21 protein-coding genes are annotated in these 26,900 nt (G+C 56.7%); 9 read left to right on the top strand and 12 right to left on the bottom strand.

All coding sequences use genetic code 11. From position 1 onward, the window contains the following. The first annotated feature begins 13 nt into the window (after nucleotides 1-13). Genes hisD through hisIE form a run of 7 tightly spaced genes read left to right on the top strand, consistent with a single transcriptional unit; the run spans nucleotide 14 to nucleotide 6,115 of the window. Nucleotides 14-1,318 (top strand): histidinol dehydrogenase, encoded by a 1,305-nt coding sequence (gene hisD, locus LGM20_RS08450; RefSeq protein ID WP_023290357.1) that lies wholly within the window; start codon nucleotides 14-16, stop codon nucleotides 1,316-1,318. Then, the gene (gene hisC, locus LGM20_RS08445) at nucleotides 1,315-2,376 is read left to right on the top strand and encodes a histidinol-phosphate transaminase (protein WP_044524105.1); all 1,062 of its coding nucleotides are present in this window, start codon (nucleotides 1,315-1,317) and stop codon (nucleotides 2,374-2,376) included. The genes hisD and hisC overlap by 4 nt, the downstream gene beginning before the upstream one ends. After that, on the top strand, nucleotides 2,373-3,440 hold the full coding sequence (hisB, locus tag LGM20_RS08440) for a bifunctional histidinol-phosphatase/imidazoleglycerol-phosphate dehydratase HisB (protein WP_017899706.1): 1,068 nt from the start codon (nucleotides 2,373-2,375) through the stop codon (nucleotides 3,438-3,440). The genes hisC and hisB overlap by 4 nt, the downstream gene beginning before the upstream one ends. Continuing rightward, nucleotides 3,440-4,030: an imidazole glycerol phosphate synthase subunit HisH gene (gene hisH / locus LGM20_RS08435; RefSeq protein ID WP_002912227.1), complete on the top strand. Its 591-nt coding sequence runs from the start codon at nucleotides 3,440-3,442 to the stop codon at nucleotides 4,028-4,030. The genes hisB and hisH overlap by 1 nt, the downstream gene beginning before the upstream one ends. After that, nucleotides 4,030-4,767 (top strand): 1-(5-phosphoribosyl)-5-[(5-phosphoribosylamino)methylideneamino]imidazole-4-carboxamide isomerase, encoded by a 738-nt coding sequence (gene hisA, locus LGM20_RS08430; RefSeq protein ID WP_032453443.1) that lies wholly within the window; start codon nucleotides 4,030-4,032, stop codon nucleotides 4,765-4,767. Before hisH ends, hisA begins: the two co-directional genes overlap by 1 nt. After that, nucleotides 4,749-5,525, top strand: coding sequence for an imidazole glycerol phosphate synthase subunit HisF (gene hisF / locus LGM20_RS08425; RefSeq protein WP_032453444.1), 777 nt, complete (start codon nucleotides 4,749-4,751; stop codon nucleotides 5,523-5,525). The genes hisA and hisF overlap by 19 nt, the downstream gene beginning before the upstream one ends. Continuing rightward, nucleotides 5,519-6,115 (top strand): bifunctional phosphoribosyl-AMP cyclohydrolase/phosphoribosyl-ATP diphosphatase HisIE, encoded by a 597-nt coding sequence (hisIE, locus tag LGM20_RS08420; RefSeq protein ID WP_023290360.1) that lies wholly within the window; start codon nucleotides 5,519-5,521, stop codon nucleotides 6,113-6,115. Before hisF ends, hisIE begins: the two co-directional genes overlap by 7 nt. 38 nt (nucleotides 6,116-6,153) lie before the next feature. Here hisIE and wbdC read toward each other — a convergent pair whose 3' ends face one another. From wbdC to LGM20_RS08380, 8 genes are read right to left on the bottom strand one after another with little or no spacing between them, the layout of a single operon-like run. Next, complete coding sequence (gene wbdC / locus LGM20_RS08415) at nucleotides 6,154-7,269, bottom strand: N-acetyl-alpha-D-glucosaminyl-diphospho-ditrans,octacis-undecaprenol 3-alpha-mannosyltransferase WbdC (protein WP_044524108.1); 1,116 nt, start codon at nucleotides 7,267-7,269, stop codon at nucleotides 6,154-6,156. A gap of 9 nt (nucleotides 7,270-7,278) precedes the next feature. Further along, nucleotides 7,279-8,424 (bottom strand): glycosyltransferase family 4 protein, encoded by a 1,146-nt coding sequence (locus tag LGM20_RS08410; RefSeq protein ID WP_044524109.1) that lies wholly within the window; start codon nucleotides 8,422-8,424, stop codon nucleotides 7,279-7,281. Between the two features lie 46 nt (nucleotides 8,425-8,470). Further along, nucleotides 8,471-10,993 (bottom strand): polymannosyl GlcNAc-diphospho-ditrans,octacis-undecaprenol 2,3-alpha-mannosylpolymerase WbdA, encoded by a 2,523-nt coding sequence (gene wbdA / locus LGM20_RS08405; protein ID WP_044524111.1) that lies wholly within the window; start codon nucleotides 10,991-10,993, stop codon nucleotides 8,471-8,473. 10 nt (nucleotides 10,994-11,003) lie between these two features. Then, entirely contained in the window at nucleotides 11,004-13,130 is a 2,127-nt protein-coding gene (locus tag LGM20_RS08400) for a methyltransferase domain-containing protein (RefSeq protein WP_044524113.1), read from the bottom strand. Nucleotides 13,131-13,149: 19 nt separating this feature from the next. After that, the gene (gene wzt, locus LGM20_RS08395; protein WP_044524115.1) at nucleotides 13,150-14,445 is read right to left on the bottom strand and encodes an O9 family O-antigen export ABC transporter ATP-binding subunit; all 1,296 of its coding nucleotides are present in this window, start codon (nucleotides 14,443-14,445) and stop codon (nucleotides 13,150-13,152) included. A gap of 2 nt (nucleotides 14,446-14,447) precedes the next feature. Next, nucleotides 14,448-15,233 carry an O9 family O-antigen export ABC transporter permease subunit gene (gene wzm / locus LGM20_RS08390; RefSeq protein ID WP_004203602.1) on the bottom strand — a complete coding sequence of 262 codons (786 nt, stop codon included), beginning with the start codon at nucleotides 15,231-15,233 and terminating at the stop codon, nucleotides 14,448-14,450. A gap of 5 nt (nucleotides 15,234-15,238) precedes the next feature. Further along, nucleotides 15,239-16,621 carry an O9 family phosphomannomutase RfbK gene (rfbK, locus tag LGM20_RS08385; RefSeq protein WP_012967600.1) on the bottom strand — a complete coding sequence of 461 codons (1,383 nt, stop codon included), beginning with the start codon at nucleotides 16,619-16,621 and terminating at the stop codon, nucleotides 15,239-15,241. Between the two features lie 22 nt (nucleotides 16,622-16,643). Beyond that, nucleotides 16,644-18,059: a mannose-1-phosphate guanylyltransferase/mannose-6-phosphate isomerase gene (locus LGM20_RS08380; protein ID WP_004180506.1), complete on the bottom strand. Its 1,416-nt coding sequence runs from the start codon at nucleotides 18,057-18,059 to the stop codon at nucleotides 16,644-16,646. A 1,076-nt stretch (nucleotides 18,060-19,135) separates the two neighbouring features. On the opposite strand from LGM20_RS08380, the gene LGM20_RS08375 reads away from it, so the two are divergent. Continuing rightward, nucleotides 19,136-20,140 carry an NAD-dependent epimerase gene (locus LGM20_RS08375; RefSeq protein ID WP_044524123.1) on the top strand — a complete coding sequence of 335 codons (1,005 nt, stop codon included), beginning with the start codon at nucleotides 19,136-19,138 and terminating at the stop codon, nucleotides 20,138-20,140. Between the two features lie 399 nt (nucleotides 20,141-20,539). Further along, nucleotides 20,540-20,662 carry a small membrane protein gene (locus LGM20_RS08370; protein ID WP_000429184.1) on the top strand — a complete coding sequence of 41 codons (123 nt, stop codon included), beginning with the start codon at nucleotides 20,540-20,542 and terminating at the stop codon, nucleotides 20,660-20,662. 423 nt (nucleotides 20,663-21,085) lie between these two features. Here LGM20_RS08370 and ugd read toward each other — a convergent pair whose 3' ends face one another. The 4 genes from ugd to gndA all read right to left on the bottom strand — a co-directional run bounded on the left by ugd (nucleotide 21,086) and on the right by gndA (nucleotide 26,856). After that, nucleotides 21,086-22,252 (bottom strand): UDP-glucose 6-dehydrogenase, encoded by a 1,167-nt coding sequence (gene ugd / locus LGM20_RS08365; RefSeq protein WP_044524125.1) that lies wholly within the window; start codon nucleotides 22,250-22,252, stop codon nucleotides 21,086-21,088. Nucleotides 22,253-22,415: 163 nt separating this feature from the next. Beyond that, a complete protein-coding gene (gene rfbK / locus LGM20_RS08360; protein ID WP_115660764.1) occupies nucleotides 22,416-23,786 on the bottom strand; it encodes an O9 family phosphomannomutase RfbK in 1,371 nt (456 codons plus the stop codon). A 22-nt stretch (nucleotides 23,787-23,808) separates the two neighbouring features. Continuing rightward, entirely contained in the window at nucleotides 23,809-25,224 is a 1,416-nt protein-coding gene (locus tag LGM20_RS08355) for a mannose-1-phosphate guanylyltransferase/mannose-6-phosphate isomerase (RefSeq protein ID WP_004180506.1), read from the bottom strand. Between the two features lie 225 nt (nucleotides 25,225-25,449). Next, a complete protein-coding gene (gene gndA, locus LGM20_RS08350; RefSeq protein ID WP_044524134.1) occupies nucleotides 25,450-26,856 on the bottom strand; it encodes an NADP-dependent phosphogluconate dehydrogenase in 1,407 nt (468 codons plus the stop codon). Nucleotides 26,857-26,900 lie beyond the last annotated feature (44 nt).

The following is a 26,900-nucleotide window of genomic DNA, read 5'->3' as shown; positions in this document are numbered from 1 at the left end:
GGGGAAAACAATCATGAGCTTCAACACAATCATCGACTGGAACGGCTGTAGCGCAGACCAACAGCAACAACTCTTAACGCGCCCGGCGATTTCCGCCTCCGACAGCATCAGTAAAACGGTGGCGGCGATCCTCGATAACGTCAAAGCCAACGGCGACGCGGCGCTGCGCGAATACAGCGCGAAGTTTGATAAAACCACCGTCGCCGCGCTGCAGGTGAGCGAGGCGGAGATCGCCGCCGCCGGCGAGCGCCTCAGCGACGAGCTGAAGCAGGCGATGGCGGTGGCGGTGCAAAACATCGAGACCTTCCACAACGCGCAACAGCTGCAGGCGGTGGATGTCGAAACGCTGCCGGGGGTGCGCTGCCAGCAGGTGACCCGCCCTATCGCCTCCGTCGGGCTGTATATTCCGGGCGGCTCGGCGCCGCTGTTCTCCACGGTGCTGATGCTGGCGACGCCGGCGCGCATCGCCGGCTGTCAGCAGGTGGTGCTCTGCTCGCCGCCGCCGATCGCCGATGAGATCCTCTACGCCGCGCAGCTGTGCGGCGTGAAAACCATCTTTAACGTCGGCGGCGCGCAGGCCATCGCCGCCCTCGCCCTCGGTACCGAGTCGGTGCCGAAGGTGGATAAAATCTTTGGCCCGGGTAACGCTTACGTCACGGAAGCCAAACGCCAGGTCAGCCAGCGTCTGGACGGCGCGGCCATCGACATGCCGGCCGGCCCGTCGGAAGTGCTGGTGATCGCCGACAGCGGCGCCAACCCGGACTTTGTCGCCTCTGACCTGCTGTCCCAGGCGGAACACGGCCCGGACTCGCAGGTGATCCTCCTGACCCCGGACGCCGGGATGGGCAGCCGCGTCGCCGAGGCCGTGGAGCGCCAGCTGGCCGCCCTGCCGCGCGCCGAAACCGCCCGCGTGGCGCTCTCCGCCAGCCGCATCATCGTGGCCCGCGACCTGGCGCAGTGCGTGGCTATCTCCAACCAGTATGGCCCGGAACACCTGATCATTCAGACCCGTCAGGCCCGAGAGCTGGTGGACAGCATCACCAGCGCCGGTTCGGTTTTCCTTGGCGACTGGTCGCCGGAATCCGCGGGCGACTACGCCTCGGGCACCAACCACGTCCTGCCGACCTATGGCTATACCGCCACCTGTTCGAGCCTCGGCCTGGCCGACTTCCAGAAGCGGATGACCGTGCAGGAGCTGTCGCGCGACGGCTTTGCCGCCCTCGCTTCGACGATTGAGATTCTGGCCGCCGCCGAGCGCCTTGACGCCCACAAAAACGCCGTAACGCTGCGCGTTGCCGCCCTGAAGGAGCAAGCATGAGCATTGAAGATTTAGCCCGCGCCAACGTCCGTGCGCTGACCCCGTATCAATCCGCTCGCCGTCTGGGCGGCAAAGGCGACGTCTGGCTGAACGCCAACGAATTCCCGACCGCCGTGGCTTTCCAGCTGACCGAGCAAACGATGAACCGCTATCCGGAGCCGCAGCCGAAGGCGGTGATTGAGAACTACGCCCGCTACGCCGGGGTTAAACCGGAGCAGGTGCTGGTCAGCCGCGGCGCCGACGAAGGCATTGAGCTGCTGATCCGCGCCTTCTGCGAGCCAGGCGAAGACGCGGTGCTCTACTGCCCGCCCACCTACGGCATGTACAGCGTCAGCGCCGAGACCATCGGCGTCGAATGCCGCACCGTGCCGACGCTGGCCGACTGGCAGCTCGACCTGCCGGGCATTGAGGCAAAGCTGGACGGGGTGAAAGTGGTCTTCGTCTGCAGCCCGAACAACCCGACCGGGCAGATTATCGACCCGCAGTCGATGCGCGACCTGCTGGAGATGACCCGCGGCAAAGCCATCGTGGTGGCCGACGAAGCCTATATTGAATTCTGCCCGCAGGCGACGCTCGCCGGCTGGCTCAGCGACTACCCGCACCTGGTGGTGCTGCGCACGCTGTCCAAAGCCTTTGCCCTCGCCGGCCTGCGCTGCGGCTTCACCCTCGCCAACGCCGAGGTGATTAACGTGCTGCTGAAAGTGATCGCGCCGTACCCGCTCTCCACGCCGGTGGCCGATATCGCCGCCCAGGCGCTGAGCGCGGAAGGGATCGCCGCGATGCGTCAGCGCGTGGCGCAGATCCTCGACGAGCGCCGCTACCTGGTGGAACAGCTGCGCGGCATCGCCTGCGTGGAGCAGGTCTTCGATTCCGAGACCAACTACGTCCTGGCGCGGATAACCGCCTCCAGCGCAGTGTTTAAATCTTTGTGGGATCAGGGCATTATCTTACGTGACCAGAATAAACAACCTTCATTGAGCGGCTGTTTGCGTATCACTATCGGTACCCGTGCCGAGAGCCAGCGCGTGATTGACGCCTTGACTGCGGAGAATGTATGACCCAGAAGTATCTCTTTATTGACCGTGACGGCACCCTGATTTCCGAACCGCCGGTAGATTTCCAGGTGGACCGTTTCGACAAGCTGGCGTTCGAGCCGCAGGTGATCCCGGCGCTGCTGAAGCTGCAGCAGGAAGGCTATAAGCTGGTGATGATCACCAACCAGGACGGTCTGGGTACCGACAGCCTGCCGCAGGAGGCGTTTGATGGCCCACACAACCTGATGATGCAGATCTTCGCCTCGCAGGGCGTTAACTTTGAGGAAGTGCTGATTTGTCCGCACTTCCCGGGCGACAACTGCGCCTGCCGCAAGCCGAAAACCCAGCTGGTACTGCCGTGGCTGGAAGAAGGCGTGCTGGATAAAGCCCACAGCTACGTGATTGGCGACCGGGCCACCGACCTTGAGCTGGCGGATAACATGGGGATTATCGGTCTGCGCTATGACCGCGAGACCCTGAACTGGCCGACCATCTGCGAGCAGCTGACCCGCCGCGACCGCTATGCCCACGTCGAGCGCATCACCAAAGAGACCCAGGTGGATGTGAAAGTGTGGCTGGACCGCGAAGGCGGCAGCAAGATCCACACCGGCGTCGGCTTTTTTGACCATATGCTCGACCAAATCGCCACCCATGGCGGCTTCCGCATGGAGGTCAACGTCGGCGGCGATCTGTACATCGACGATCACCACACGGTGGAAGATACCGGCCTGGCCCTCGGCGAAGCCCTGAAGCTGGCGCTCGGCGACAAGCGCGGCATCAACCGCTTCGGCTTCGTGCTGCCGATGGACGAGTGTCTCGCCCGCTGCGCGCTGGATATCTCCGGCCGTCCGCACCTGGAGTATAAGGCGGACTTCACCTACCAGCGCGTCGGCGATCTGAGCACCGAGATGGTGGAACACTTCTTCCGCTCGCTCTCTTACACCATGGCGGTGACGCTGCACCTGAAAACCAAGGGCAAGAACGATCACCACCGCGTGGAGAGCCTGTTCAAAGCCTTTGGCCGTACGCTGCGCCAGGCGATCCGCGTCCAGGGCGATGCCCTGCCGTCTTCCAAAGGGGTGCTGTAATGAATGTGGTGATCCTTGATACCGGGTGCGCCAACCTCAATTCGGTGAAATCGGCGATTGGCCGCCACGGCTATGAGCCGGTGGTCAGCCGCGATCCAGAGGTGGTATTGCGTGCCGATAAACTGTTTCTTCCCGGCGTCGGCACCGCCCAGGCGGCGATGGACCAGCTGCGCGACCGCGAGCTGATCGATCTGATCAAAGCCTGTACCCAGCCGGTGCTGGGTATCTGCCTGGGCATGCAACTGCTCGGCAAGCGCAGCGAAGAGAACAACGGCGTCGATCTGCTGGGCATTATCGAGGAAGAGGTGCCGAAGATGACCGACCACGGCCTGCCGCTGCCGCACATGGGCTGGAACCGGGTGTATGCCAAAGCGGGCGATCGTCTGTTCCGCGGCATTGAAGAAGGCGCGTATTTCTACTTCGTCCACAGCTACGCCATGCCGGTCAACCCGTACACCATCGCCCAGTGCAATTACGGCGAGGCGTTTACCGCCGCGGTGCAGAAAGATAACTTCTTTGGCGTGCAGTTCCACCCGGAGCGCTCCGGGAGCGCCGGGGCGCAGCTGCTGAAAAACTTCCTGGAGATGTGATGATTATTCCTGCGTTAGATTTAATCGACGGCACCGTCGTTCGTCTCCACCAGGGCGATTACGGCCAGCAGCGCGACTACGGCAGCGATCCGCTGCCGCGCCTGCAGTCCTATGCCGCTCAGGGGGCGGAAGTCCTGCACCTGGTCGACCTGACCGGGGCGAAGGATCCGGCGAAGCGCCAGATCCCGCTGCTGAAATCGCTGGTCGCCGGCGTTGACGTCCCGGTGCAGGTCGGCGGCGGCGTGCGGACCGAGGCGGATGTCGCGGCCCTGCTTGACGCCGGCGTCGCCCGCGTGGTGGTCGGCTCCACCGCGGTGAAATCCCCGGAGGAAGTGAAAGGCTGGTTTAAACGCTTTGGCCCTGAACGGCTGGTGCTGGCGCTCGACGTGCGTATCGACGCCGACGGCAATAAGCAGGTGGCGGTCAGCGGCTGGCAGGAGAACTCCGGCGTGACCCTGGAGGAGCTGGTGGAGAGCTATCTGCCGGTCGGCCTGCAGCATGTGCTGTGCACCGATATCTCCCGTGACGGCACGCTGGCGGGCTCCAACGTCTCGCTGTATGAGGAAGTCTGCGCCCGCTACCCGCAGGTGGCGTTTCAGTCATCCGGCGGCATCGGCGATCTCAATGATATTGCCGCCCTGCGCGGCACCGGGGTGCGCGGCGTGATTGTCGGTCGCGCGCTGCTGGAAGGTAAATTCAACGTAACGGAGGCCATTCAATGCTGGCAAAACGGATAATCCCCTGCCTCGACGTCCGCGACGGCCAGGTAGTGAAAGGCGTGCAGTTCCGTAATCACGAGATCATCGGCGATATCGTCCCGCTGGCCAAGCGCTATGCCGACGAAGGCGCCGACGAGCTGGTGTTCTATGATATCACCGCCTCCAGCGACGGCCGGGTGGTCGACAAGAGCTGGGTGTCGCGGGTGGCGGAAGTGATTGATATTCCTTTCTGCGTGGCGGGCGGGATCAAGTCGCTGGAAGACGCGGCGCAGATCCTCTCCTTTGGCGCCGATAAGATCTCGATTAACTCCCCTGCCCTCGCCGACCCGACGCTGATCACCCGCCTTGCCGACCGCTTTGGCGTGCAGTGCATTGTGGTGGGGATTGATACCTGGTTTGATGCAGAGACCGGCAAATATCACGTCAATCAGTACACCGGCGACGAGAGCCGCACCCGGGTGACGCAGTGGGAAACCCTCGACTGGGTGGAGGAAGTGCAGAAGCGCGGCGCGGGCGAGATCGTCCTCAATATGATGAACCAGGACGGGGTGCGCAACGGCTACGATCTGCAGCAGCTGGCGAAGGTTCGCGCGGTGTGCCATGTGCCGCTGATCGCCTCCGGCGGCGCGGGCACCATGGAACACTTCCTCGAAGCCTTCCGCGACGCCAACGTTGACGGCGCGCTGGCGGCCTCGGTATTCCACAAACAGATTATTAATATTGGCGAACTGAAAGCGTACCTGGCGGCACAGGGCGTGGAGATAAGGGTATGTTGACTGAACAGCTGGACTGGGAAAAAACGGACGGCATGATGCCGGCCATCGTGCAGCACGCCGTATCCGGCGAAGTGCTGATGCTGGGCTACATGAACAAGGAGGCGCTGGAGAAAACCGAAGCCACCGGCAAGGTCACCTTTTACTCACGCACCAAACAGCGGCTGTGGACCAAGGGTGAAACCTCGGGCCATGTCCTCAACGTAGTGAGCATCACGCCGGACTGCGACAACGATACGCTGCTGGTGCTGGTGAATCCGATCGGGCCGACCTGCCACAAAGGCACCACCAGCTGCTTCGGCGACGCCGGCCACCAGTGGCTGTTCCTCTATCAGCTGGAGCAGCTGCTGGCCGAGCGTAAGCACGCCGACCCGGAGAGCTCCTACACGGCGAAGCTGTATGCCAGCGGTACCAAGCGTATTGCGCAGAAAGTGGGGGAAGAAGGCGTGGAGACCGCGCTGGCCGCCACGGTGAACGACCGCTTCGAGCTGAAGAATGAGGCGTCGGACCTGATGTATCACCTGCTGGTGCTGCTGCAGGACCAGGGGCTGGATCTCGGGGAAGTGATTGATAATCTGAAGAGTCGTCACTAACGCGTTGACCCCCGCCGCAACGGCGGGGGTAGCTGGCCTCAGGATTTGCTTTCCAGCAGCGTAGTGTAGAGATTGACGTAAGCGTCAATCATATGGTCGGCAGTAAACATCTCTTCAAAGCGACGACGCGAGTTTTCGCCATAGCGGCTGGCGGTTTCATCGTTATGCCAGAGCTCATTCATCGCCTCCACCAGCGCCTGACTGTCATTCGGCGGGATCACGCAGCCATTCACTTTGTCCTGGTTAATGAACGAGGTCCCGGTGCCGATCTCGCAGGAGATCAGCGGCCTGGCGAAGCGCGCGCCTTCCAGTAACGTAATGCCAAACGCCTCGGAGCGCAGATGCGAGGGGAAGACCACGCCACGGCAGAGCTGGAAGAGAATGTATTTATCTTCGTCGTTGAGCATGCCGGTAAATACCACATTGCTCAGCCCACGCTGCTGCGCTTCACGACGCACTTCCGCCTCCAGCGGCCCGCCCCCGACAATCACCACCGGCAGCCGGCTACGCTCGGCGGCATCCAGCAGAATGTGCAGCCCTTTGTAGTAGCGGAAAGCGCCGACGAAAAGGAAGAAGTTATCGCCGACGGTTTCCCGCCAGTGCGCCACCCGCTGCGGATCGTGCTGCACGTCGTGCTGCTCCAGACCAAACGGGATCACCACGGTTTTATCCTGATATTTTTTCAGGGTCTGGCTGGAGGCCACGTAGTTGGGCGACGAGGCGACAATGCAGTCTACGCTGGCGAGGAATCGCTCCTGCAGCGGCTGGTACAGCTTCATCAACCGTTTTTGTTTCACAATATCAGAGTGATAGGTCACCACCGTTCTGGCGTCAGGCCGCGCCGAGAGATGCAACATATCCATGAATGGAAACGGAAAATGGTAGTTGATGATGTCGTAATCGTCTTTAATCTGCTTAAAACGCTTTAACGCTCTCAGCGAAAACGGCGTGGAGGCAATTTCAAAAAGCTGCTTATTATAAATGACCCGATGGTCTTCGTAGGCGACAGGTCCTGTCTCTTTGTCCGGGCTAAAAGTAAATACATCGGCTGCGATTCCCCGGCGGGCGCAGCCCTGACTGAGCTGATAAATGACCTGCTCAATACCGCCGTAGGTATCGGGATAGTAGGTCTTATAGACGTGTAGAACTCTCAACTGACACCCTTAGAGTAATTTATAGGCGTTAATGGTCTGGGTCGTACAGTTCTCCCACGAAAACTGTTTCGCCTGGGCAAGACCGCGCGCGGTGGCGATTTCCCGCCAGCTATCATCCTGCAGGCTCTGCAAAATATGCGCGCTAATCGCGTCTACATCATTAGGATCGGCAACGAGGCCGGCATCGCCAGCCACCTCAGGCAAAGAAGTGACATTGGAACATACTACCGGCACACCGCAAGACATCGCTTCAAGAATAGGTAAACCGAATCCCTCATAGAAGGAGGGATAAACAAAGGTTCTGGCCGCCGCGTACAGATAAGGCAGGTCTTCATCCGGGACATAGCCCAGGTAACGGATCCACCCTTCTCGCGTACCGCGCTCGACTAACTGCCACAGCACATCGTCTTCCCAGCCGCGATAACCGCTGAGGATCAGCGGGTAGCGCATGCGGGTCTCCATCGGCAGCAGCTGATAGGCCTGCAGCAAACCGCGGATATTCTTACGCGGCTCCATGGTGCCGATATACAACGCGTAGCCCTGCCACGCCAGCTGATATTTTTGCAGGACCGGCAGGCACTCCGCCGGGCTGCGCGGAATATAGTCGCTGCTGCAGGCCAGCTTGGTGGTGACGATCCGATCCGCCGGATAGTTGAACAGGCGGATGATTTCACTGCGCGAGAAGTCAGAGACGGTCAGGATCAGCTTTGCCGAATCGAGGCTCTCGTGCAGGGACTTCTCCATATAGCGAACCCGATCTTTTGGATGATATTCCGGGCAGGTAAAAATGGAGATGTCATGAAACGTGGTCACGGCGCGTTCCAGGCGATGCGGCAGATAAAAATTGGGACCATGGTAGATGTAATCTTTATAGTCGCGCAATGCCCATGCCTGGCGCCGCGGGTGCAGCAGGCGATACGCCTCAATCAGCAGCGGCTGGCGGCGCAGAAACGCTGACAGACGACCATGATTGCTGGCTTTGGTATCGCTTTTATTCTCAACCTGGGGGAGCTGATCGATAAACGACGCGCCGTGAAACAGCTTCAGCTCTTCGATTTCGCGAGCGACCGCCAGCCGCTTAACCAGCTCCAGGGAATACCGACCGATGCCCGTTAATGGGTATTTAATTGGCTCAGTAGCAAAAATAATTTTCATAACGAACTCATCACAAGGGCCACCGGGGCGGCCCTGTTGATAGCGATTATTGCTTCGCGGCTGGCGCGATAATCGGCAGGTTTTTCAGGAGAAATTCCGCGCTCTGCTTCCAGGTTAACCAGTTGATATTTTCTGAGCGAGGATGCGCGTTTTGCTCATACAGGGCTAACCAGTCTTCGACGGCCTTCGCGATGTCGGCCGGCGCTTCCCCGGAGAAATACCAGGCATGTTCCTGAGCAATCTCTTTAAACACCGGGATATCGCGGATAATCACCGGCAGCTTTTTCTGCGCCGCTTCAATCAACGGCAGGCCAAAGCCCTCGCCCTGCGAGGCAAAGATCAGTGCGCGTGAACGAGCATATAGCTCGGCCAAAAACTCGTCGCTGATATTCTGCAGCCAGAACAGCTTTTTGTTCAGCTGCGGATGATGGCGTAATTTTTCGCACAAGCTGTCAACGTTCCAGCCCTGTTTGCCGACGATAAACAAGTTGTACTCTTTGCCCTCGCGCCACAGCTCCTCGAAGGCGGCCAGCGTCTGGGCGTGGCCTTTGCGCGGCTCCATGGTGCCAACCATGATAAATGACGGGGCTGCGGCCATCGTGGCTAACAGCGCCTGTGCATTGTCCGGCATACCAGTGGACGGTACACTGGCATCGAGGTCGGCGCCCAGATGGAAGTTGCTGACGGTCAGCAGCGGATTCGGTTTCACCCAATGGCTATTTTCCGCAATCCACGCTTTCACATCCTCGGCGACGCTGGCAGAGACGCAGATCAGCCGGTCGGCATGCTCTGCGAGGCAGGACAGCCAGATCGGGAATTCACGCTGAATGCCTTCGATACTCCACTCCGGGCGACGTAATGGCAAAATATCATGCACCACGAAGCAGGCGAACGCCCCGGCGGCGCGCATGCTGTCAATTTGCGTCACCACCTCCGGGAAGAGATGCGCGGTCAGATCGGTGGCGATCAGAATATCATCTTTGCTGAACAGCACCGGCTCGTCGGCACCATATTCGCCCGGGAAGTTACTGGACAGATATTGGTTGGCGTAGCGATAACACTCGCCTGGGGTGTAGTAGACGGCGGAAACCTCATAACCCGGCACGCCGGATTTCAGTAATTCGCTAAGAATACTGCGCGAGACGCGCTGGATCCCGGTCTTCGCGTCATGCTTCGCCAGAACCGAAATATCCACCAGCAGCTTGCGGATATGGCGCTTAAAGCCGTTGCGCGCAACCGCCCACGCCAGCCCCAGACGGTCGACTTCGCTCAGCGCATCAATTTTCTGCATCGTCTGAATGCGCGAGGCGGTCACGCCTTCCGCCTGCCCGGCATGCGCCTCTTTGGACGACTGCAGCAGGCGAGTGAAACCATCGATCGCCAGATGGGCGGTGTTGGCCCAGGAGAATTTGGCCGACTGCGTCAGAGCATGCGCCTTCAGCTCACGGTAAAACGCCTCATCGGTCAGCGCCTTCTCCATCACCCGGCGAATATCCTGCACGTCATGCGGATTGAACATGGCATCTTCCCAGCCAATGACTTCCGGCAGGCTGGTAATGTTTGAACCTAAGGTCGCCGCCCCGCAGCGCATCGCTTCCAGCGGCGGCAGGCCGAAACCTTCATGCAGCGACGGGAACACAAACAGTTTGCACAGGTTGTACAGAGCAATCAGATCGTCGTCGGTCAGGAAGCCGGTAAAGATAAGCTGGCTGCGTGACAGGCCATAGCTTTCCGCCAGACGCAGAATCCGCTCCAGATCCTCCGGGTGCACCTTATACGCCAGCACCATCGGATAGCGCTGCTGCAATTCGGCAGGCAGCATGCTGTAGGCGTGAATAAGCGCTTCGATGTTTTTCCGCGGCTCGATCATCGCCAGCGTCAGAATAAACTCATCGGGCAGGCTGTATTTGTCTTTTAAAGACTGAATACGCTCGGCGGAATAGTCGATAACCGCAAACTCTTCACCCACCGCCGAGGAGATGTTCAGCACTCGATCGCTGGCGATGTCGGTATATTCGATCACTTCCTGGGCCGCCGACTGCGAAATAGCGAAGATCGCGTCCGCCCGCTCAAACTCCGCCAGCTTGTTCATATAAAACTCGCGGAAATTCGGATCGCCGAGATAACGCTCTTTATTTAACAGCGGGATCAGATCGTGGCATACGCACACTGTCTTCCACGGCACATTGTCCGCCGGAATGGACACGGTATAACTATCCCCATGGCCTTCGAAGAAGCTAATAACATAGACAATATCAGGCGCGATATTGGCGATAGCGATATCGCGGGCCGCCTGGGCGGCTTTGCTACGGCCGTGGTTATCAATATTGCAATAGGCCGTTGGCGCAACGGCGGAGAAGATGAACATATCCTCGTCCGCCAGCAGGTCCCGATAGGCCATTTTTACATCATTAATATTGTCAATGGGATACATACCATTGATCAGAATACTGACGCGATGCTCGCCGGCATTTTCAATAATGGCGCGGCTCATGGCCAGGGTACTGCGACCGATACCGCGGAATTTACTTTCCGACTGGTAACCCTGGACATCAATCAAAATATGCAAGTTAATCTCCTTATTTATTTTTCGTTAGTTTGAGATAAATTTCATAAACCTCCGGAGGTAAAAGCTCCGGATGCATCACTTGCAGCTCAGTCTGCGATAAAATTTGCGCATCAGCCTGATACTGGCTGTGCGGCAGCGGATTCATACGACGATACAAACGATAGGCCGGCTGATAAAGGCCCAGCTTATGTAACCCATTTACCGCGGTATGTTTTACCTTCGGATGTTTTCTCATAAACGAGAAAACAAACCGCAGGACGCGTTTAATAAAATGTTTACAACGCTGCACGAAACCATACTGCCTCAGCAAATGGATCTGCAGTCCCAGATAACGATAACCCTTGGTCATTCTCCAGGAACGGCTGCGATGGATTTTTTCAATTTCCTGGCGAAGCTGCTGGTTTTCGTTATGTAAATGGTGAATCTCCCGGTTAGCGGCTTCCAGTCGCTGGAGGAGCTCAGCGGTTTCCGGCGGCAGCTCGGGCTGAATGTCAGCCTGGGCGTGCGCTTGTGCCGACTCCAGCAGCGCGGTCAGCTGCGCCATATTCTCAGTCAGCCAGCTCAGCTCATGGCTGACTTCCACTGGCTGTTGCGCTTTCTCGACTAACGCATCCTGTGCCGCCTGCAGCTGAACGATCTGTTGCTCCAGGGCATGGATTTCCCCACGCATCGCCTCCGAGCCGGCGCTTTCATTGCGCACCCGGGACTGGAGCTCCAGCAGCACCGTCTCCTGAGCGATGATCCACTGCTCCGTCGCCCCACGCTGCTGTTCAGCTGACGGCAGTTTCGCTTTCTTGTCGAACAGCGCTAACAGCAGGGCAAAGTTCCAGCTGTCAACCGGCTCCTGCCAGACCGCATACAGCCAGTTTGACCACGGCTGCGGCAGGTTGAACGGATGCACGGGCGCCGAGCGCCAGAAACCGTTTATGTTATTGTTTTCGGCAAACAGCTCGTTCACAAACACGAAAAACGACTGGACAAGGTTTGTCGGCCAGCTGCAGTCCTGTGGGGTGGTGACGATAGAGCCGAAGTCGATTAAACGGGCATGCTGCCGGGCATCGACCATCACGTTCCATGGGCGCACATCGTCATGCCAGAACCCTTGCTTCTCCAGCGCCGCTAAGGAACGGAGTAAGGTGCCAAGGATTTTTTCACGATCGATCTCTTCCCCGGCCGCCAGCATATCGCTCAGCAAGCTACCCGGGAGCTTTTCCATCACCAGCCAGCCAGACTGGGCGTTTTCGCCGTGGGCCAGTAATGCCGGCGCGTCAAAGCCCGCTGGCGGTTGCGCCAGGAACTTTATTTCATTATGCAGTTCATGTTTATTACGCTGGCTCTCTTCCGCCGTCAGGATGCCGTGGGGTATGTCGTAATAGAAAAACTTGCACACATAATCTTCGCCAAAGAAGTAGCGACGGCTGCGCTTATGCGCCAGGCCGGCCCCGGCATAGGGCTGATTTTGCCAGTGCTGGAACGGCTGATTAAAATCGTTGAGCAGCACCCGGTGGTTGCTGACCAGGTACATCGGGCGCGGAACGGGGGATAAATGGGTATCAAACTCGCCAATCAGGCGATAAAACGCGCACTGCTCAATCAGTTCGCGTGGATCGTCCGGCTGAGAAACGCCCCAGTAGAGCGGTTCTTCTTTCACCGCCAGCTCAAGGATCACCGCCTGGGTGACATCCGCCAGGCGCGAAAGCAGACGTTTAACTTCATCGATACCATGAAGATGAACAATATGGTGAAACACGCTTAAGCCAATGGCCAGATCAAACTCGCCCTCTTCCAGCGCGGCGATCACCTCTTCAATTCTGCCTACCCGGAATTCGGCGGCAAAGTCGGGGTTTTCTTCGGCCAGCGCGCGGCACACGTTAATGTTTTCCTGCTGGAAATCGATACCAACGATAGTCGCGCCTTTGCTTGCCAGGCTCAGGCTGAAAAAGCCCTGAGCGCAGCCCAGATCGAGAACTTTAAGCGGGCGGCCCAGCGCGCGGGATAAGTTATCGTACTGTTCGGTAATCAAATCGAGACGTTGATTACAATCGCGAGCGGCGTCGCCATCCCACTCGGGATGGCCAAAAATAGTTTGATAAATCTCAGGTAATTCGCTAACCAGCGTGTTTAAGTTTTTAGTCATGGAATCGTTTTTCTCAACGTCATTGGTAGCTAGTAAAGGACGACTTAAGATCGATGACACCCCAAAAATCCATGCTCTTGGTCACATGTAAAATAATGGAGTCGTAACGTCTGTCCAGCGGCGTCATATCTGTCTGCGGGTTGCCGGCAGAGATACCAAATGACAGCAGGTAATCGCCACTGTTTAAATCCACCGGAAGGCTAAATTTAAACACCCGAACATCGCCGCGGGAAACCGAAATATTCTCGCGCCCTTCTGAGGCGAGGAAAGAGTTGGTTCCGTAGAGGAATAAGCCATCGAGGGTCTTAATCAGGATGCCTGGCACCACGCAATCAAAATCGTATTCAAACACGACCTTCATCAGAAAATCGGTCTGCTGATTGCCCGTCAGCGAAGGCGGAAAATCAACCCCGGCGCTCTGAATATGGTAATCGATGATTTTCGCGCCCCCCTGCCCCCAGCGGTACTCTTCCGGACGGTAGCCTGGTCGCGTGTGGTACACATCTTCAATCTCATCGAGCGACATCTGGCTTTCGCCACTGGCTGACGAGGTAGCCGTTTCGCTTTTCTTGGCGCTGTCTTTATCAGGTTTGCCAAACAGCTCATCCAGGTAACGGTTGGTCACGTCACGGGCGGTGCCGTCCATGCAGATGTCACCATTTTTGAGGAAGATGGCGCGGTCGCAGTGTTTGACGATATCCCCGGCGCTGTGGGAAACCAGCAGCAGCGTGGTGCCCTGCTTTTTGAAGTCCGCAATACGGGCATAGCACTTCGCCTGAAAGCGGGAGTCGCCAACGGAGAGCGCTTCATCGACGATCAGAATATCCGGGCGAGAAGCGGTGGCCACGGCGAACGCCAGGCGCATTTGCATGCCGCTGGAATAGATGCGCACCGGCTCTTCAATGTAGTCGCCGATATCCGCAAAGGCTTCGATCTCAGGCATTAAGCGCTCGATCTCTTCCCGGCTCAGGCCCATCATCAGCCCGGACATATACACGTTCTGCCGGCCGGTAAAGTCGGGATGGAACCCCATGCCCAGCTCCAGCAGCGCAGCGACGCGCCCCTGGATCTCAATGCTGCCTTTGGTGGGCTGGGTGGTGCCGGTCAGCAGCTTCAGCAACGTACTTTTACCTGCGCCGTTCACCCCGACAATACCGACTGCTTCACCGGGTTCAATGCTGAAATTGATGTCTTTTAACACCCATTTTTTGCTGTGCCGCGGCTTATTGCCCGGCAGCAGTTTCTCAATGACCCGGTTCCATTTGGATGGGTAATATTTATACGCCTTGCCGACGTGCTGAACTTTGATACTCATGATTAAATCTCGTCCACAATATCAGCGGCATGTTTTTTAAATAAACGCCAGGCAAATAAAAACAGAATGACCGACACCACCGTGACCGGAAGCAGCGCCATCCAGTCTGGGCTCTGGTGATAGAGCATCACATTCTGGTAGGAACCGATAATGGTCGCCATCGGGTTATAGGCCAGCAGGCCTGAAACCCATTCCGGCAGCGTTTTGGACACGTAAACAATAGGCGTAAACCAGAACCAAAACTGCAGCAGAATATTGACGAACTGGCCGATGTCGCGGACAAAAACGTTCAGCACGCCGAGGATAATCCCCAGGCCCAGGGTGAACAGCATCTGGACGATCAGCACCGGAATGATTTCAAAGAAAATCATGCCCGGGAAATTCCCCGTGACGATCAGAAACAGCACAAACAGACCGAAAATGATCAGAAAGTTAATGAACGCCGAAGCGGTGACAATGATCGGTAAACAGATCCGCGGAAAGCTGAGCTTTTTAAGAATGTTGGCGTTGGTAAGAAAAACGTTGACCAGACTGTTAAGCGTTTCCGTGAACAGCCCCCAGGTTAACACCCCGGAACAGAGGTAGATGCTATAGGCAAAAGGGCCGTCCATGCCCGCCAGGCGGGCACGCATTAATTCAGAAAAGATTAATGTATAGACGGAAATCATGGCGATCGGCTGCAAGATCAGCCATGCCGCGCCTAAAAAGCTGGTCTGGTAACGGGACTGAAAGTCCCGTTTAACGCTGTCAATAATAAAGCCACGGTAGCGATAGATCGCTGAAAACATAGGACTCAAAGCGATTCCTCTTTTAACAGGTTGAGCAGCTCGGCGGTTTTCTCGTTCATCAACGCCGTATCCGCTCTGGACTCAACGTTCAGGCGCACCACCGGCTCCGTGTTGGACGTGCGCAGGTTAAAGCGCCACTCAGGGTATTCAATACTGATACCGTCCGTTGTGTCGATGTGTGCGGCCGCCGGCTCATACTGCGCCCGGATGCGCGCGATCGCCTCCGCCGCATTTCCCAGCTTGCGGTTGATCTCTCCCGACGCCGGGAACGCCGCCTGGCGGTCCGCCACCAGCGATTTCAGCGAGCTGTTCTTCAGGCACAGCAGCTCCGCCACCAGCAGCCACGGGATCATCCCGCTGTCGCAGTAGGCGAAGTCACGGAAGTAGTGGTGCGCGCTCATCTCCCCGCCGTAGATGGCGTCTTCCTGGCGCATCCGCTCCTTGATGAACGCATGCCCGGTCTTCGACATCACCGGCTGCCCGCCGCTGCGGGTCACGATGTCCACCGTGTTCCACGTCAGGCGCGGGTCGTGAATGATTTTCGCCCCCGGCTGCTTCTGCAGGAACGCTTCCGCCAGCAGGCCGACAATGTAGTATCCCTCGATAAACGACGCCTCGTCATCGAACAGGAAGCAGCGGTCGAAGTCGCCGTCAAAGGCGATCCCCATGTCCGCCTGATGCGCACGCACCGCGTCGGCGGTGTCCTGGCGGCACTCCGGCAGCAGCGGGTTCGGGATACCGTTCGGGAAATGGCCGTCCGGCTGATGATGCACCTTGATAAAGGTCACCGGCGCCCCGGCCGCCGCAAAGCGTTTCTCCACCTCATCAATCACGTGCCCCGCCGCCCCGTTGCCGGAGTTCACCACCAGCTTCAGCGGACGGGTGAAGTTCGCCAGGTCCACGTAGCCCATCAGATGGTCAACGTACTCCTTCAGCACCGAAATCTGGCGCAGGGTCCCGCGACGCGCCGGGTCCACCGGCGGGAACTGGTTTTCCTCCGCCAGGCGCTGGATGTCACGCAGGCCGGTGTCGCCGCTGATGGGCTTCGCGTTCTCGCGCACCAGCTTCATGCCGTTGTAGTTCATCGGGTTGTGGCTGGCCGTCACCTCGATACCGCCGTCCACCCCGAGGTGGAAAGTGGCGAAGTAAATCTCTTCGGTACCGCTCAGGCCGATATCCAGCACGTCGGTGCCGGCGTCCATCAGCCCGCGGGCCAGCGCCAGCTTCAGCGATTCGCTGGTGAGGCGCACATCGCCCCCCACCACTATCTTCCCGGGTTTCAGAAATTCGCCGTAGGCGCGGCCGATACGGTAGGCGATGTCCTCGTTCAGCTCCTCGCCCAGTTCACCACGGATGTCATAAGCCTTAAAGCATGTTAACTGTGTCATTCTGCGTTTTGTCCCGAAAAAATTAGCAACGACCATACTGGTCTTTAATACGAATAATGTCGTCCTCGCCGAGGTACGACCCCGACTGGATCTCCAGCACTTCCAGCGGAATGCGGCCCGGGTTTTCCAGGCTGTGCTCGGCGCCAATCGGAATAAAGGTGGACTGGTTCTCGGTCAGCAGGAACTGTTTGCCGTTGACCGTCACCTGACCGGTGCCGGCGAGAATGACCCAGTGCTCGGCGCGGTGGTGGTGCATCTGCATCGAGAAGGCGCCGCCCGGTTTCACGGTGATACGGTTGACGTTGAAGCGCGGGGTCTGGACCACCACGTCGCAGCGGCCCCAGGGACGGTAAATCTCGCGGTGGCGCTTGTACTCGCTGCGCTGGTTCTGCTTGAGGAACTCGACCGCCTTCTTCACGTCCTGGGAACGTTCGCGGTTCATCACCAGCACGGCGTCCTTGGTGCTGACAATCACCAGATTCTCCACGCCGATGGCCGCCACCAGCTTCTCGTCGCTGTTGATGTAGCAGTTTTCGCTGTTGTGCACCCACGCGTCGCCGCTGAGGACGTTGCCCTGCTCATCTTTCGGGCTGACCTCCCACAGGGCGGACCAGGAGCCGACGTCGCTCCAGTCGGCATCGAGACCGACCACCACCGCGTCGGCGGTTTTCTCCATCACCGCGTAGTCCACGGACTCGTCCGGGCACTCGCAGAAAATGTCATGCGGGATGCTGATGAAGTCGCTGCCGTTGTCGGCGGCGTTCACCGCGGCCTGGCAGGCTTCGAGGATATCCGGGCGGAATTTGGCCAGCTCGGAGAGGTATTTTTTGGCGCGGAACATAAACATGCCGCTGTTCCAGTAGTACTCCCCGGAGGCGAGGTAGGCCTCAGCGCGCTCGCGGTCCGGCTTCTCCACGAAGCGGGCCACCTGGTACGGGGTGTGGGCGCTGTCGGTGAGGGCCACGCCGCGCTGGATGTAGCCGTAGCCGGTTTCCGGGGCGTTCGGCACGATACCGAAGGTGACCAGGTGGCCTTCATCAGCATACTGCTCGGCGACGCGGATGGCGTCGTGGAAGACCGGCTGGTTATTGATGATATGGTCGGCGGCGAGGACCAGCATCAGCGGGTCGTCACCGTGCCGGGTGGCCTGAAGGGCCGCCAGAGCAATGGCCGGGGCGGTGTTGCGCCCGACCGGCTCAAGAATAATGTTGTTGGACAGCTTGTTGAGCTGGCGCAGCTGTTCGGCCACCAGGAAGCGGTGCTCTTCGTTACAGATGACCATCGGTTCATGGATTTCAAGGCCCGAGAGTCGGGTGATGGTTTCCTGCAGCATGGAGTTCTGCCCGAACAGCCGGAGGAACTGTTTCGGGTAAAGCTCGCGAGACATCGGCCAGAGACGACTGCCGGTACCACCAGCCATAATTACAGGAAGTAACATAATGAAATCCTTAAATAAATAATTGCTTTATTTTACTATCAATCAATCGACCGTCGGGTGGAATGGCCTTTTTCAGGCACGCTACCGCCATTGGCTGTCGCAACCAAAATACGTACTGCTCCCGTGTTTCAGGCTAAACGCCACCCTCTTTCGCTTCAGGCTATCGGCAGAACGTTCACTCAGCGGCCTGAAAAGCCAGCCTGACGGAACGGGTGTCCTGAAAACCTAAAAGCAGAGATATGTCCTGAGACATATCTCTGCTTTTAATATGCATCTGTCCTCACCTGGCCGCGAAATGCCCCACACTTTCCGCATTTGCCGCCGGGTTAACCATCAGGACTTTCTCATTTACGCAGGGTATCACGCGTGCGCTTTCCGCCACCGACGAAAGAGAAACGGGCGGCCTGCCGGTGTCAGCAAGCGTCAGAAAGGAGCGTCCACGATGCGGGGAAAGATAAGAAGAGACATCGCTATCGCCGCCAGGGAGACAACGCGCGGCCAGGCTTGATGGCCCTTTGCACATGGCGACGGCGCTTTGTTCCGACAGGAGGGATAAACGACTCATGCTCTACACTGCACATTCCACAAAGAAAATCGTCCGCAGATTATAGCGCTGGTCGCGGGGAATAAAAATAAAAAAGCCTACTGATTAATGGATTACTCAAATAATACACATTATAAACATTCACTAAACAAACAAAACCAATCTAATCCATTGATATTCATCAAAAAACCAGAGAAAACACTACAGAGATTTTGCCCATTTGCTAAATCAGCCGCTGACGAAAATATATCTTTAAACAAAATTACGCCATACCGGGGGGATTGGCGACCTTTATGATTGCGCCATGAATCGCTAAACCGCTGACAGGTCACAAGGTTATTATTCGACAGCTAACAGTCAAATGAGAAACGTTGTTATTTATCAGCCTTTGCCACCACGATTTTGCCAGATAAAAGCGCCCTTCACTTCACGCCTGGCGGATAAGACGCGGCAAAGCAAGTGATCCCAACCGCAAGCCAGTGTAAAATCGGCCCTTATGTAGAACGGGATATCCACACCCCGGAGGAAAAATATGAAGTTTTTGGTCACTGGTGCCGCAGGTTTTATCGGCTTTCATATCGCGCAGCGCCTGCTGAATGAAGGGCATGACGTTGTCGGGATCGACAACATGAACGACTATTATGACGTCAGCCTGAAGCAGGCCCGTCTGGATCGCCTGTCCTCTCCGGCATTCCATTTCCAGCAGCTGGATCTTGCCGACCGTGAGGGTATGGCGACGCTGTTCGCCGCAGAACAGTTTGACCGCGTGATCCACCTGGCGGCCCAGGCCGGCGTGCGCTATTCGCTGGAAAACCCGTATGCCTACGCCGACGCAAACCTGATGGGGTACCTGAATATTCTGGAAGGCTGCCGCCATACCAAAGTGAAACACCTGGTATACGCCTCCTCCAGCTCGGTTTACGGCCTAAATCGCAAAATGCCGTTCTCCACGGAGGATTCCGTCGATCATCCGGTCTCCCTGTACGCCGCCACCAAGAAAGCCAATGAGCTGATGGCGCATACCTATTCCCATCTGTACGGCATCCCGACCACCGGGCTGCGCTTCTTTACGGTCTATGGTCCGTGGGGCCGCCCGGATATGGCGCTGTTCAAGTTCACGAAAGCGATGCTGGCAGGGAAAAGTATCGACGTTTACAACTACGGCAAGATGAAGCGCGATTTCACCTATATCGACGATATCGTCGAGGCGGTGGTGCGCGTTCAGGATGTGATCCCGCAGGCCAATGCCGACTGGACCGTTGAGAGCGGTTCCCCGGCCACCAGCTCCGCGCCGTACCGGGTCTATAACATTGGCAACAGCTCGCCGGTGGAACTGATGGATTATATCACCGCCCTGGAAGAAGCCCTGGGGATGGAAGCGAAGAAGAATATGATGCCGATCCAGCCGGGCGATGTGCTGGACACCAGTGCAGACACCCAGCCGCTGTATGACCTGGTGGGCTTTAAGCCACAGACATCAGTGAAAGAAGGCGTGAAGAACTTCGTGGAGTGGTATAAGGATTACTATCAGATCTAACCTGTCTCTGCCCTGCCGCAATCCGCTGATTGCGGCAACGGATAAGCATCCCGCATTGTCTTCCTTTATCATTCATTTCTTTACCCGAGCCTGGCACAGGCTATACTTTTTTGTGCTAAAGAATAATTTTTACTGGTTTTAACGACGGTGCTGAAACCAGTTTCATCTGCCCGCCAGCGAAAAAGCCAACAACTTTAAGCCTGGTCACCTGCTGTCACTCTTTTCAATACTATTTTTAATGGATCCTTCAGCATTTTCTCCTGATAAATAAAAGACATTACTTTCTGTAGGAATTTTCTTAAGAACAGGATATGTTAGAGATCGCAATTCAGCGCTTTCGGCCTGCCGTGTTGCTTAACATGCTAATGATTCAACCAACAAAAAGCTGTGGTAGATATTATGGAAAACCTATTTTTCTTAGTGGTCGCTGCCATACTACTTGCTGTGTCGGTTTTCTTTTTAATTTCATATCTGAAAGACAGAAAAAAAACAAAACTGACGTTTAATAAACGCAAGTGGTAAGACTCGCTCCATATTGCATTTAGATTAAGATTATATTAAGAGATAAAAAAATGATATGACAGAATGACCGCTCATTCTGCGTTTTGGCGTGGCCTTAAGGCAAGAAAAAAATAACGTTACTCGCGCCCTGTTCCAGATATTTCCTCAGGGCATAAATAACAAAAGCCTGCGTTGCAGGCTTCGTTTTACCTCCCGGCGCTTATCTCCGGCATCTACATCACAGTGACGGTAGCTCTTCACAAGGTAAGTTTAACTTATCGGACCTGTTTTCAACCCGCAACGGGTTTTGAGCAGGATCGTAATGTCCATCACAATTTATTGAGGTTAATCTGAATGTGCGAGAAATACGCGCAGTGAGGGATATAGCGGGGAGATAAAGAAGCATACTGGCGGCGGGGAGCCGCCAGTGTCAGACAGGCAGAATTAATCGTTGCCAAACAGATCGCGGGTATAAACCTTATCGGCGACATCCGCCAGCTCTTCCGCCATACGGTTAGAAATGATCACATCCGCCTCTTGTTTGAAGGCATCCAGGTCACGCACGACGCGGGAGTTGAAGAACTCATCTTCCTGCATCACCGGTTCATAGATAATAACCGGAATACCTTTTGCCTTGATGCGCTTCATAATGCCCTGAATAGAAGAGGCACGGAAGTTGTCTGACCCGCTCTTCATGATCAGGCGATACACACCCACCACTTTTGGCTTACGGGCGAGAATAGAATCCGCAATAAAATCTTTACGGGTACGGTTGGCATCGACGATAGCCGCGATAATGTTGTTCGGGACCGATTCGTAGTTCGCCAGCAGCTGCTTGGTATCTTTCGGCAGACAGTAGCCGCCGTAGCCAAAGGACGGGTTGTTATAGTGGTTGCCGATCCGCGGATCCAGGCATACCCCTTCGATAATCTGCTTGCTGTTCAGCCCCTGGCTTTCAGCATAGCTGTCGAGTTCGTTGAAATAGGCAACGCGCAGCGCCAGATAGGTATTCGCGAACAGTTTGATCGCTTCCGCTTCAGTGGAGTCGGTAAACAGGGTCGGAATATCCTGCTTGATCGCACCTTCTTTCAGCAGGTTTGCGAAACGTTCGGCACGCGCAGAGCGCTCACCGATGACAATACGCGACGGGTGCAGGTTGTCGTACAGCGCACGGCCTTCACGCAGGAACTCAGGAGAGAAAATAACATTATCAATCCCTAAACGTTCTTTGATGTCACGGGTGAACCCCACCGGGATGGTCGATTTAATGATCATCACCGCATTCGGGTTGATCTCGGTGACATCGCGAATAACCGCTTCCACCGTAGAGGTGTTGAAGTAGTTAGTTTTGGGATCATAATCGGTCGGCGTCGCAATGATCACGTAGTCGGCATTACGGTACGCGTCGTGCTTGTCCGTGGTGGCGCGGAAATTTAACGGTTTTTCTGCCAGATATTCCTGAATCTCTTTATCGACAATCGGAGAGATCTTCTGGTTAAGCATATCCACTTTGGCCTGTACGATATCCAGGGCCACCACTTCGTGGTTTTGCGCAATCAGGATACCGTTCGATAAACCAACATAACCTGTACCGGAAATAGTAATTTTCATTCGATTACACTTTAATCAGTTAACTGGGTAATGGCGGATAGCCACGAAATTAAATAATGCTGTGGGCGGTTTTACGCTTTGACCAGTGGGATGTCAAGAATAAGCCATAAGGTCAATAATACGATTAAAATCTGACCCTATGGCTTCCATTATGGATAATGCATTACTTGAGAAGAGCTAAAATCTCTTTGGTTTTTGCATTCATCAACGCCGTATCCGCTCTGGACTCCACGTTCAGGCGCACCACCGGCTCCGTGTTGGATGTGCGCAGGTTAAAGCGCCACTCAGGGTATTCAATACTGATACCGTCCGTTGTGTCGATGTGTGCGGCCGCCGGCTCATACTGCGCCCGGATGCGCGCGATCGCCTCCGCCGCATTACCCAGCTTGCGGTTGATCTCCCCCGACGCCGGGAACGCCGCCTGGCGGTCCGCCACCAGCGATTTCAGCGAGCTGTTCTTCAGGCACAGCAGCTCCGCCACCAGCAGCCACGGGATCATCCCGCTGTCGCAGTAGGCGAAGTCGCGGAAGTAATGGTGCGCGCTCATCTCCCCGCCGTAGATGGCGTCTTCCTGGCGCATCCGCTCCTTGATGAACGCATGCCCGGTCTTCGACATCACCGGCTGCCCGCCGCTGCGGGTCACGATGTCCACCGTGTTCCACGTCAGGCGCGGGTCGTGAATGATTTTCGCCCCCGGCTGCTTCTGCAGGAACGCTTCCGCCAGCAGGCCGACAATGTAGTATCCCTCGATAAACGACGCCTCGTCATCGAACAGGAAGCAGCGGTCGAAGTCGCCGTCAAAGGCGATCCCCATGTCCGCCTGATGCGCACGCACCGCGTCGGCGGTGTCCTGGCGGCACTCCGGCAGCAGCGGGTTCGGGATACCGTTCGGGAAATGGCCGTCCGGCTGATGATGCACCTTGATAAAGGTCACCGGCGCCCCGGCCGCCGCAAAGCGTTTCTCCACCTCATCAATCACGTGCCCCGCCGCCCCGTTGCCGGAGTTCACCACCAGCTTCAGCGGACGGGTGAAGTTCGCCAGGTCCACGTAGCCCATCAGATGGTCAACGTACTCCTTCAGCACCGAAATCTGGCGCAGGGTCCCGCGACGCGCCGGGTCCACCGGCGGGAACTGGTTTTCCTCCGCCAGGCGCTGGATGTCACGCAGGCCGGTGTCGCCGCTGATGGGCTTCGCGTTCTCGCGCACCAGCTTCATGCCGTTGTAGTTCATCGGGTTGTGGCTGGCCGTCACCTCGATACCGCCGTCCACCCCGAGGTGGAAAGTGGCGAAGTAAATCTCTTCGGTACCGCTCAGGCCGATATCCAGCACGTCGGTGCCGGCGTCCATCAGCCCGCGGGCCAGCGCCAGCTTCAGCGATTCGCTGGTGAGGCGCACATCGCCCCCCACCACTATCTTCCCGGGTTTCAGAAATTCGCCGTAGGCGCGGCCGATACGGTAGGCGATGTCCTCGTTCAGCTCCTCGCCCAGTTCACCACGGATGTCATAAGCCTTAAAGCATGTTAACTGTGTCATTCTGCGTTTTGTCCCGAAAAAATTAGCAACGACCATACTGGTCTTTAATACGAATAATGTCGTCCTCGCCGAGGTACGACCCCGACTGGATCTCCAGCACTTCCAGCGGAATGCGGCCCGGGTTTTCCAGGCTGTGCTCGGCGCCAATCGGAATAAAGGTGGACTGGTTCTCGGTCAGCAGGAACTGTTTGCCGTTGACCGTCACCTGACCGGTGCCGGCGAGAATGACCCAGTGCTCGGCGCGGTGGTGGTGCATCTGCATCGAGAAGGCGCCGCCCGGTTTCACGGTGATACGGTTGACGTTGAAGCGCGGGGTCTGGACCACCACGTCGCAGCGGCCCCAGGGACGGTAAATCTCGCGGTGGCGCTTGTACTCGCTGCGCTGGTTCTGCTTGAGGAACTCGACCGCCTTCTTCACGTCCTGGGAACGTTCGCGGTTCATCACCAGCACGGCGTCCTTGGTGCTGACAATCACCAGATTCTCCACGCCGATGGCCGCCACCAGCTTCTCGTCGCTGTTGATGTAGCAGTTTTCGCTGTTGTGCACCCACGCGTCGCCGCTGAGGACGTTGCCCTGCTCATCTTTCGGGCTGACCTCCCACAGGGCGGACCAGGAGCCGACGTCGCTCCAGTCGGCATCGAGACCGACCACCACCGCGTCGGCGGTTTTCTCCATCACCGCGTAGTCCACGGACTCGTCCGGGCACTCGCAGAAAATGTCATGCGGGATGCTGATGAAGTCGCTGCCGTTGTCGGCGGCGTTCACCGCGGCCTGGCAGGCTTCGAGGATATCCGGGCGGAATTTGGCCAGCTCGGAGAGGTATTTTTTGGCGCGGAACATAAACATGCCGCTGTTCCAGTAGTACTCCCCGGAGGCGAGGTAGGCCTCAGCGCGCTCGCGGTCCGGCTTCTCCACGAAGCGGGCCACCTGGTACGGGGTGTGGGCGCTGTCGGTGAGGGCCACGCCGCGCTGGATGTAGCCGTAGCCGGTTTCCGGGGCGTTCGGCACGATACCGAAGGTGACCAGGTGGCCTTCATCAGCATACTGCTCGGCGACGCGGATGGCGTCGTGGAAGACCGGCTGGTTATTGATGATATGGTCGGCGGCGAGGACCAGCATCAGCGGGTCGTCACCGTGCCGGGTGGCCTGAAGGGCCGCCAGAGCAATGGCCGGGGCGGTGTTGCGCCCGACCGGCTCAAGAATAATGTTGTTGGACAGCTTGTTGAGCTGGCGCAGCTGTTCGGCCACCAGGAAGCGGTGCTCTTCGTTACAGATGACCATCGGTTCATGGATTTCAAGGCCCGAGAGTCGGGTGATGGTTTCCTGCAGCATGGAGTTCTGCCCGAACAGCCGGAGGAACTGTTTCGGGTAAAGCTCGCGAGACATCGGCCAGAGACGACTGCCGGTACCGCCAGCCATTATCACAGGAAGTAACATATTAATATCCTTTAATTAAAACCCTGTTATTTAACACCCAGTAAATCACTGAGGCCAGAAGCAGACTAATATAGGTGTACAAGATAATAAATATGGCAAATTCTTAAAAAGGTTAAAAATTAGATATTTGAAATATTTGTAGAAAGGAAATGCTTAAAGTCAGGTTGCAACATTAAATATAAAATTAAAACAGTCAGGCCAAATGGCCTGACTGTGTGAAGAAAATTATTCCAACCACTCTGTGTGGAACACACCGTCTTTATCTGTACGCTTATAGGTGTGCGCACCAAAGTAATCACGCTGAGCCTGAATCAGGTTAGCTGGCAGAACTGCGGAACGGTAGCTGTCGTAGTAGGCAATTGCTGCAGAGAATGTCGGTACCGGAATACCATTCTGCACGGCATAAGCAACGACATCACGCAGCGCCTGCTGATAGTCATCAGCGATCTGTTTGAAGTACGGGGCCAGCAACAGGTTAGCAATGCCAGCGTTTTGCGCATAAGCATCAGTGATCTTCTGCAGGAACTGCGCACGAATGATGCAGCCAGCGCGGAAAATCTTAGCGATCTCACCGTAGTTCAGATCCCAGTTGTACTCGTCTGAAGCAGCACGCAGCTGTGAGAAGCCCTGAGCATAGGAAACGATTTTACCGAGGTACAATGCACGACGCACTTTCTCAACAAATTCCGCTTTATCGCCAGCTGGCTGAGCCTGGGGTCCACTCAGCACTTTCGAAGCAGCTACACGCTGGTCTTTAAGCGATGAGATGTAACGAGCAAATACGGACTCGGTGATCAGAGACAGAGGTTCGCCGAGATCCAGTGAGCTCTGGCTGGTCCACTTACCGGTACCTTTGTTTGCAGCTTCATCAAGAATGACATCAACGAGGTATTTACCTTCTTCATCCTTCTTGGTGAAGATATCTTTGGTAATGTCGATCAGGTAACTGCTCAGTTCACCTTCGTTCCATTCGGTGAAGGTTTGCGCCAGCTCTTCGTTGGAAAGTGCCAGACCGCCTTTCAACAGCGCATAAGCTTCAGCAATCAGCTGCATGTCGCCATACTCGATGCCGTTATGAACCATCTTCACATAATGACCAGCACCGTCAGCACCGATATAGGTCACACACGGCTCACCGTCTTCAGCAACCGCAGCAATCTGCTTCAGAATAGGAGCAACCAGCTCATAGGCTTCTTTCTGCCCACCAGGCATGATGGAAGGCCCTTTCAGAGCCCCCTCTTCACCACCGGAAACACCGGTACCGATAAAGTTAAAACCTTCGGCAGACAACTCACGGTTACGACGGATGGTGTCCTGGAAGAAGGTGTTGCCGCCATCAATGATGATGTCGCCTTTATCGAGGTAAGGCTTCAGGGAATCGATGGCGCTGTCGGTGCCAGCCCCGGCCTTCACCATCAACAGGATACGACGTGGTGTTTCAAGGGATTCAACAAACTCTTGTACTGTGTAGTAAGGAACCAGTTTCTTGCCTGGGTTTTCGGCAATCACTTCTTCGGTCTTTTCACGGGAGCGGTTGAAAACGGAGACGGTATAACCACGGCTTTCGATGTTCAGCGCAAGGTTACGCCCCATCACAGCCATACCGACAACCCCGATCTGTTGCTTGGACATTACATACTCCTGTCAGGTGTGGTCACTGCGACATACTCGCAGCT

Source organism: Klebsiella quasipneumoniae subsp. quasipneumoniae (assembly GCF_020525925.1).
Lineage (GTDB): Bacteria > Pseudomonadota > Gammaproteobacteria > Enterobacterales > Enterobacteriaceae > Klebsiella > Klebsiella quasipneumoniae.
The sequence above is the reverse complement of the archived record's forward strand: the minus strand, read 5'-3'. Positions and strand labels throughout refer to the sequence as shown.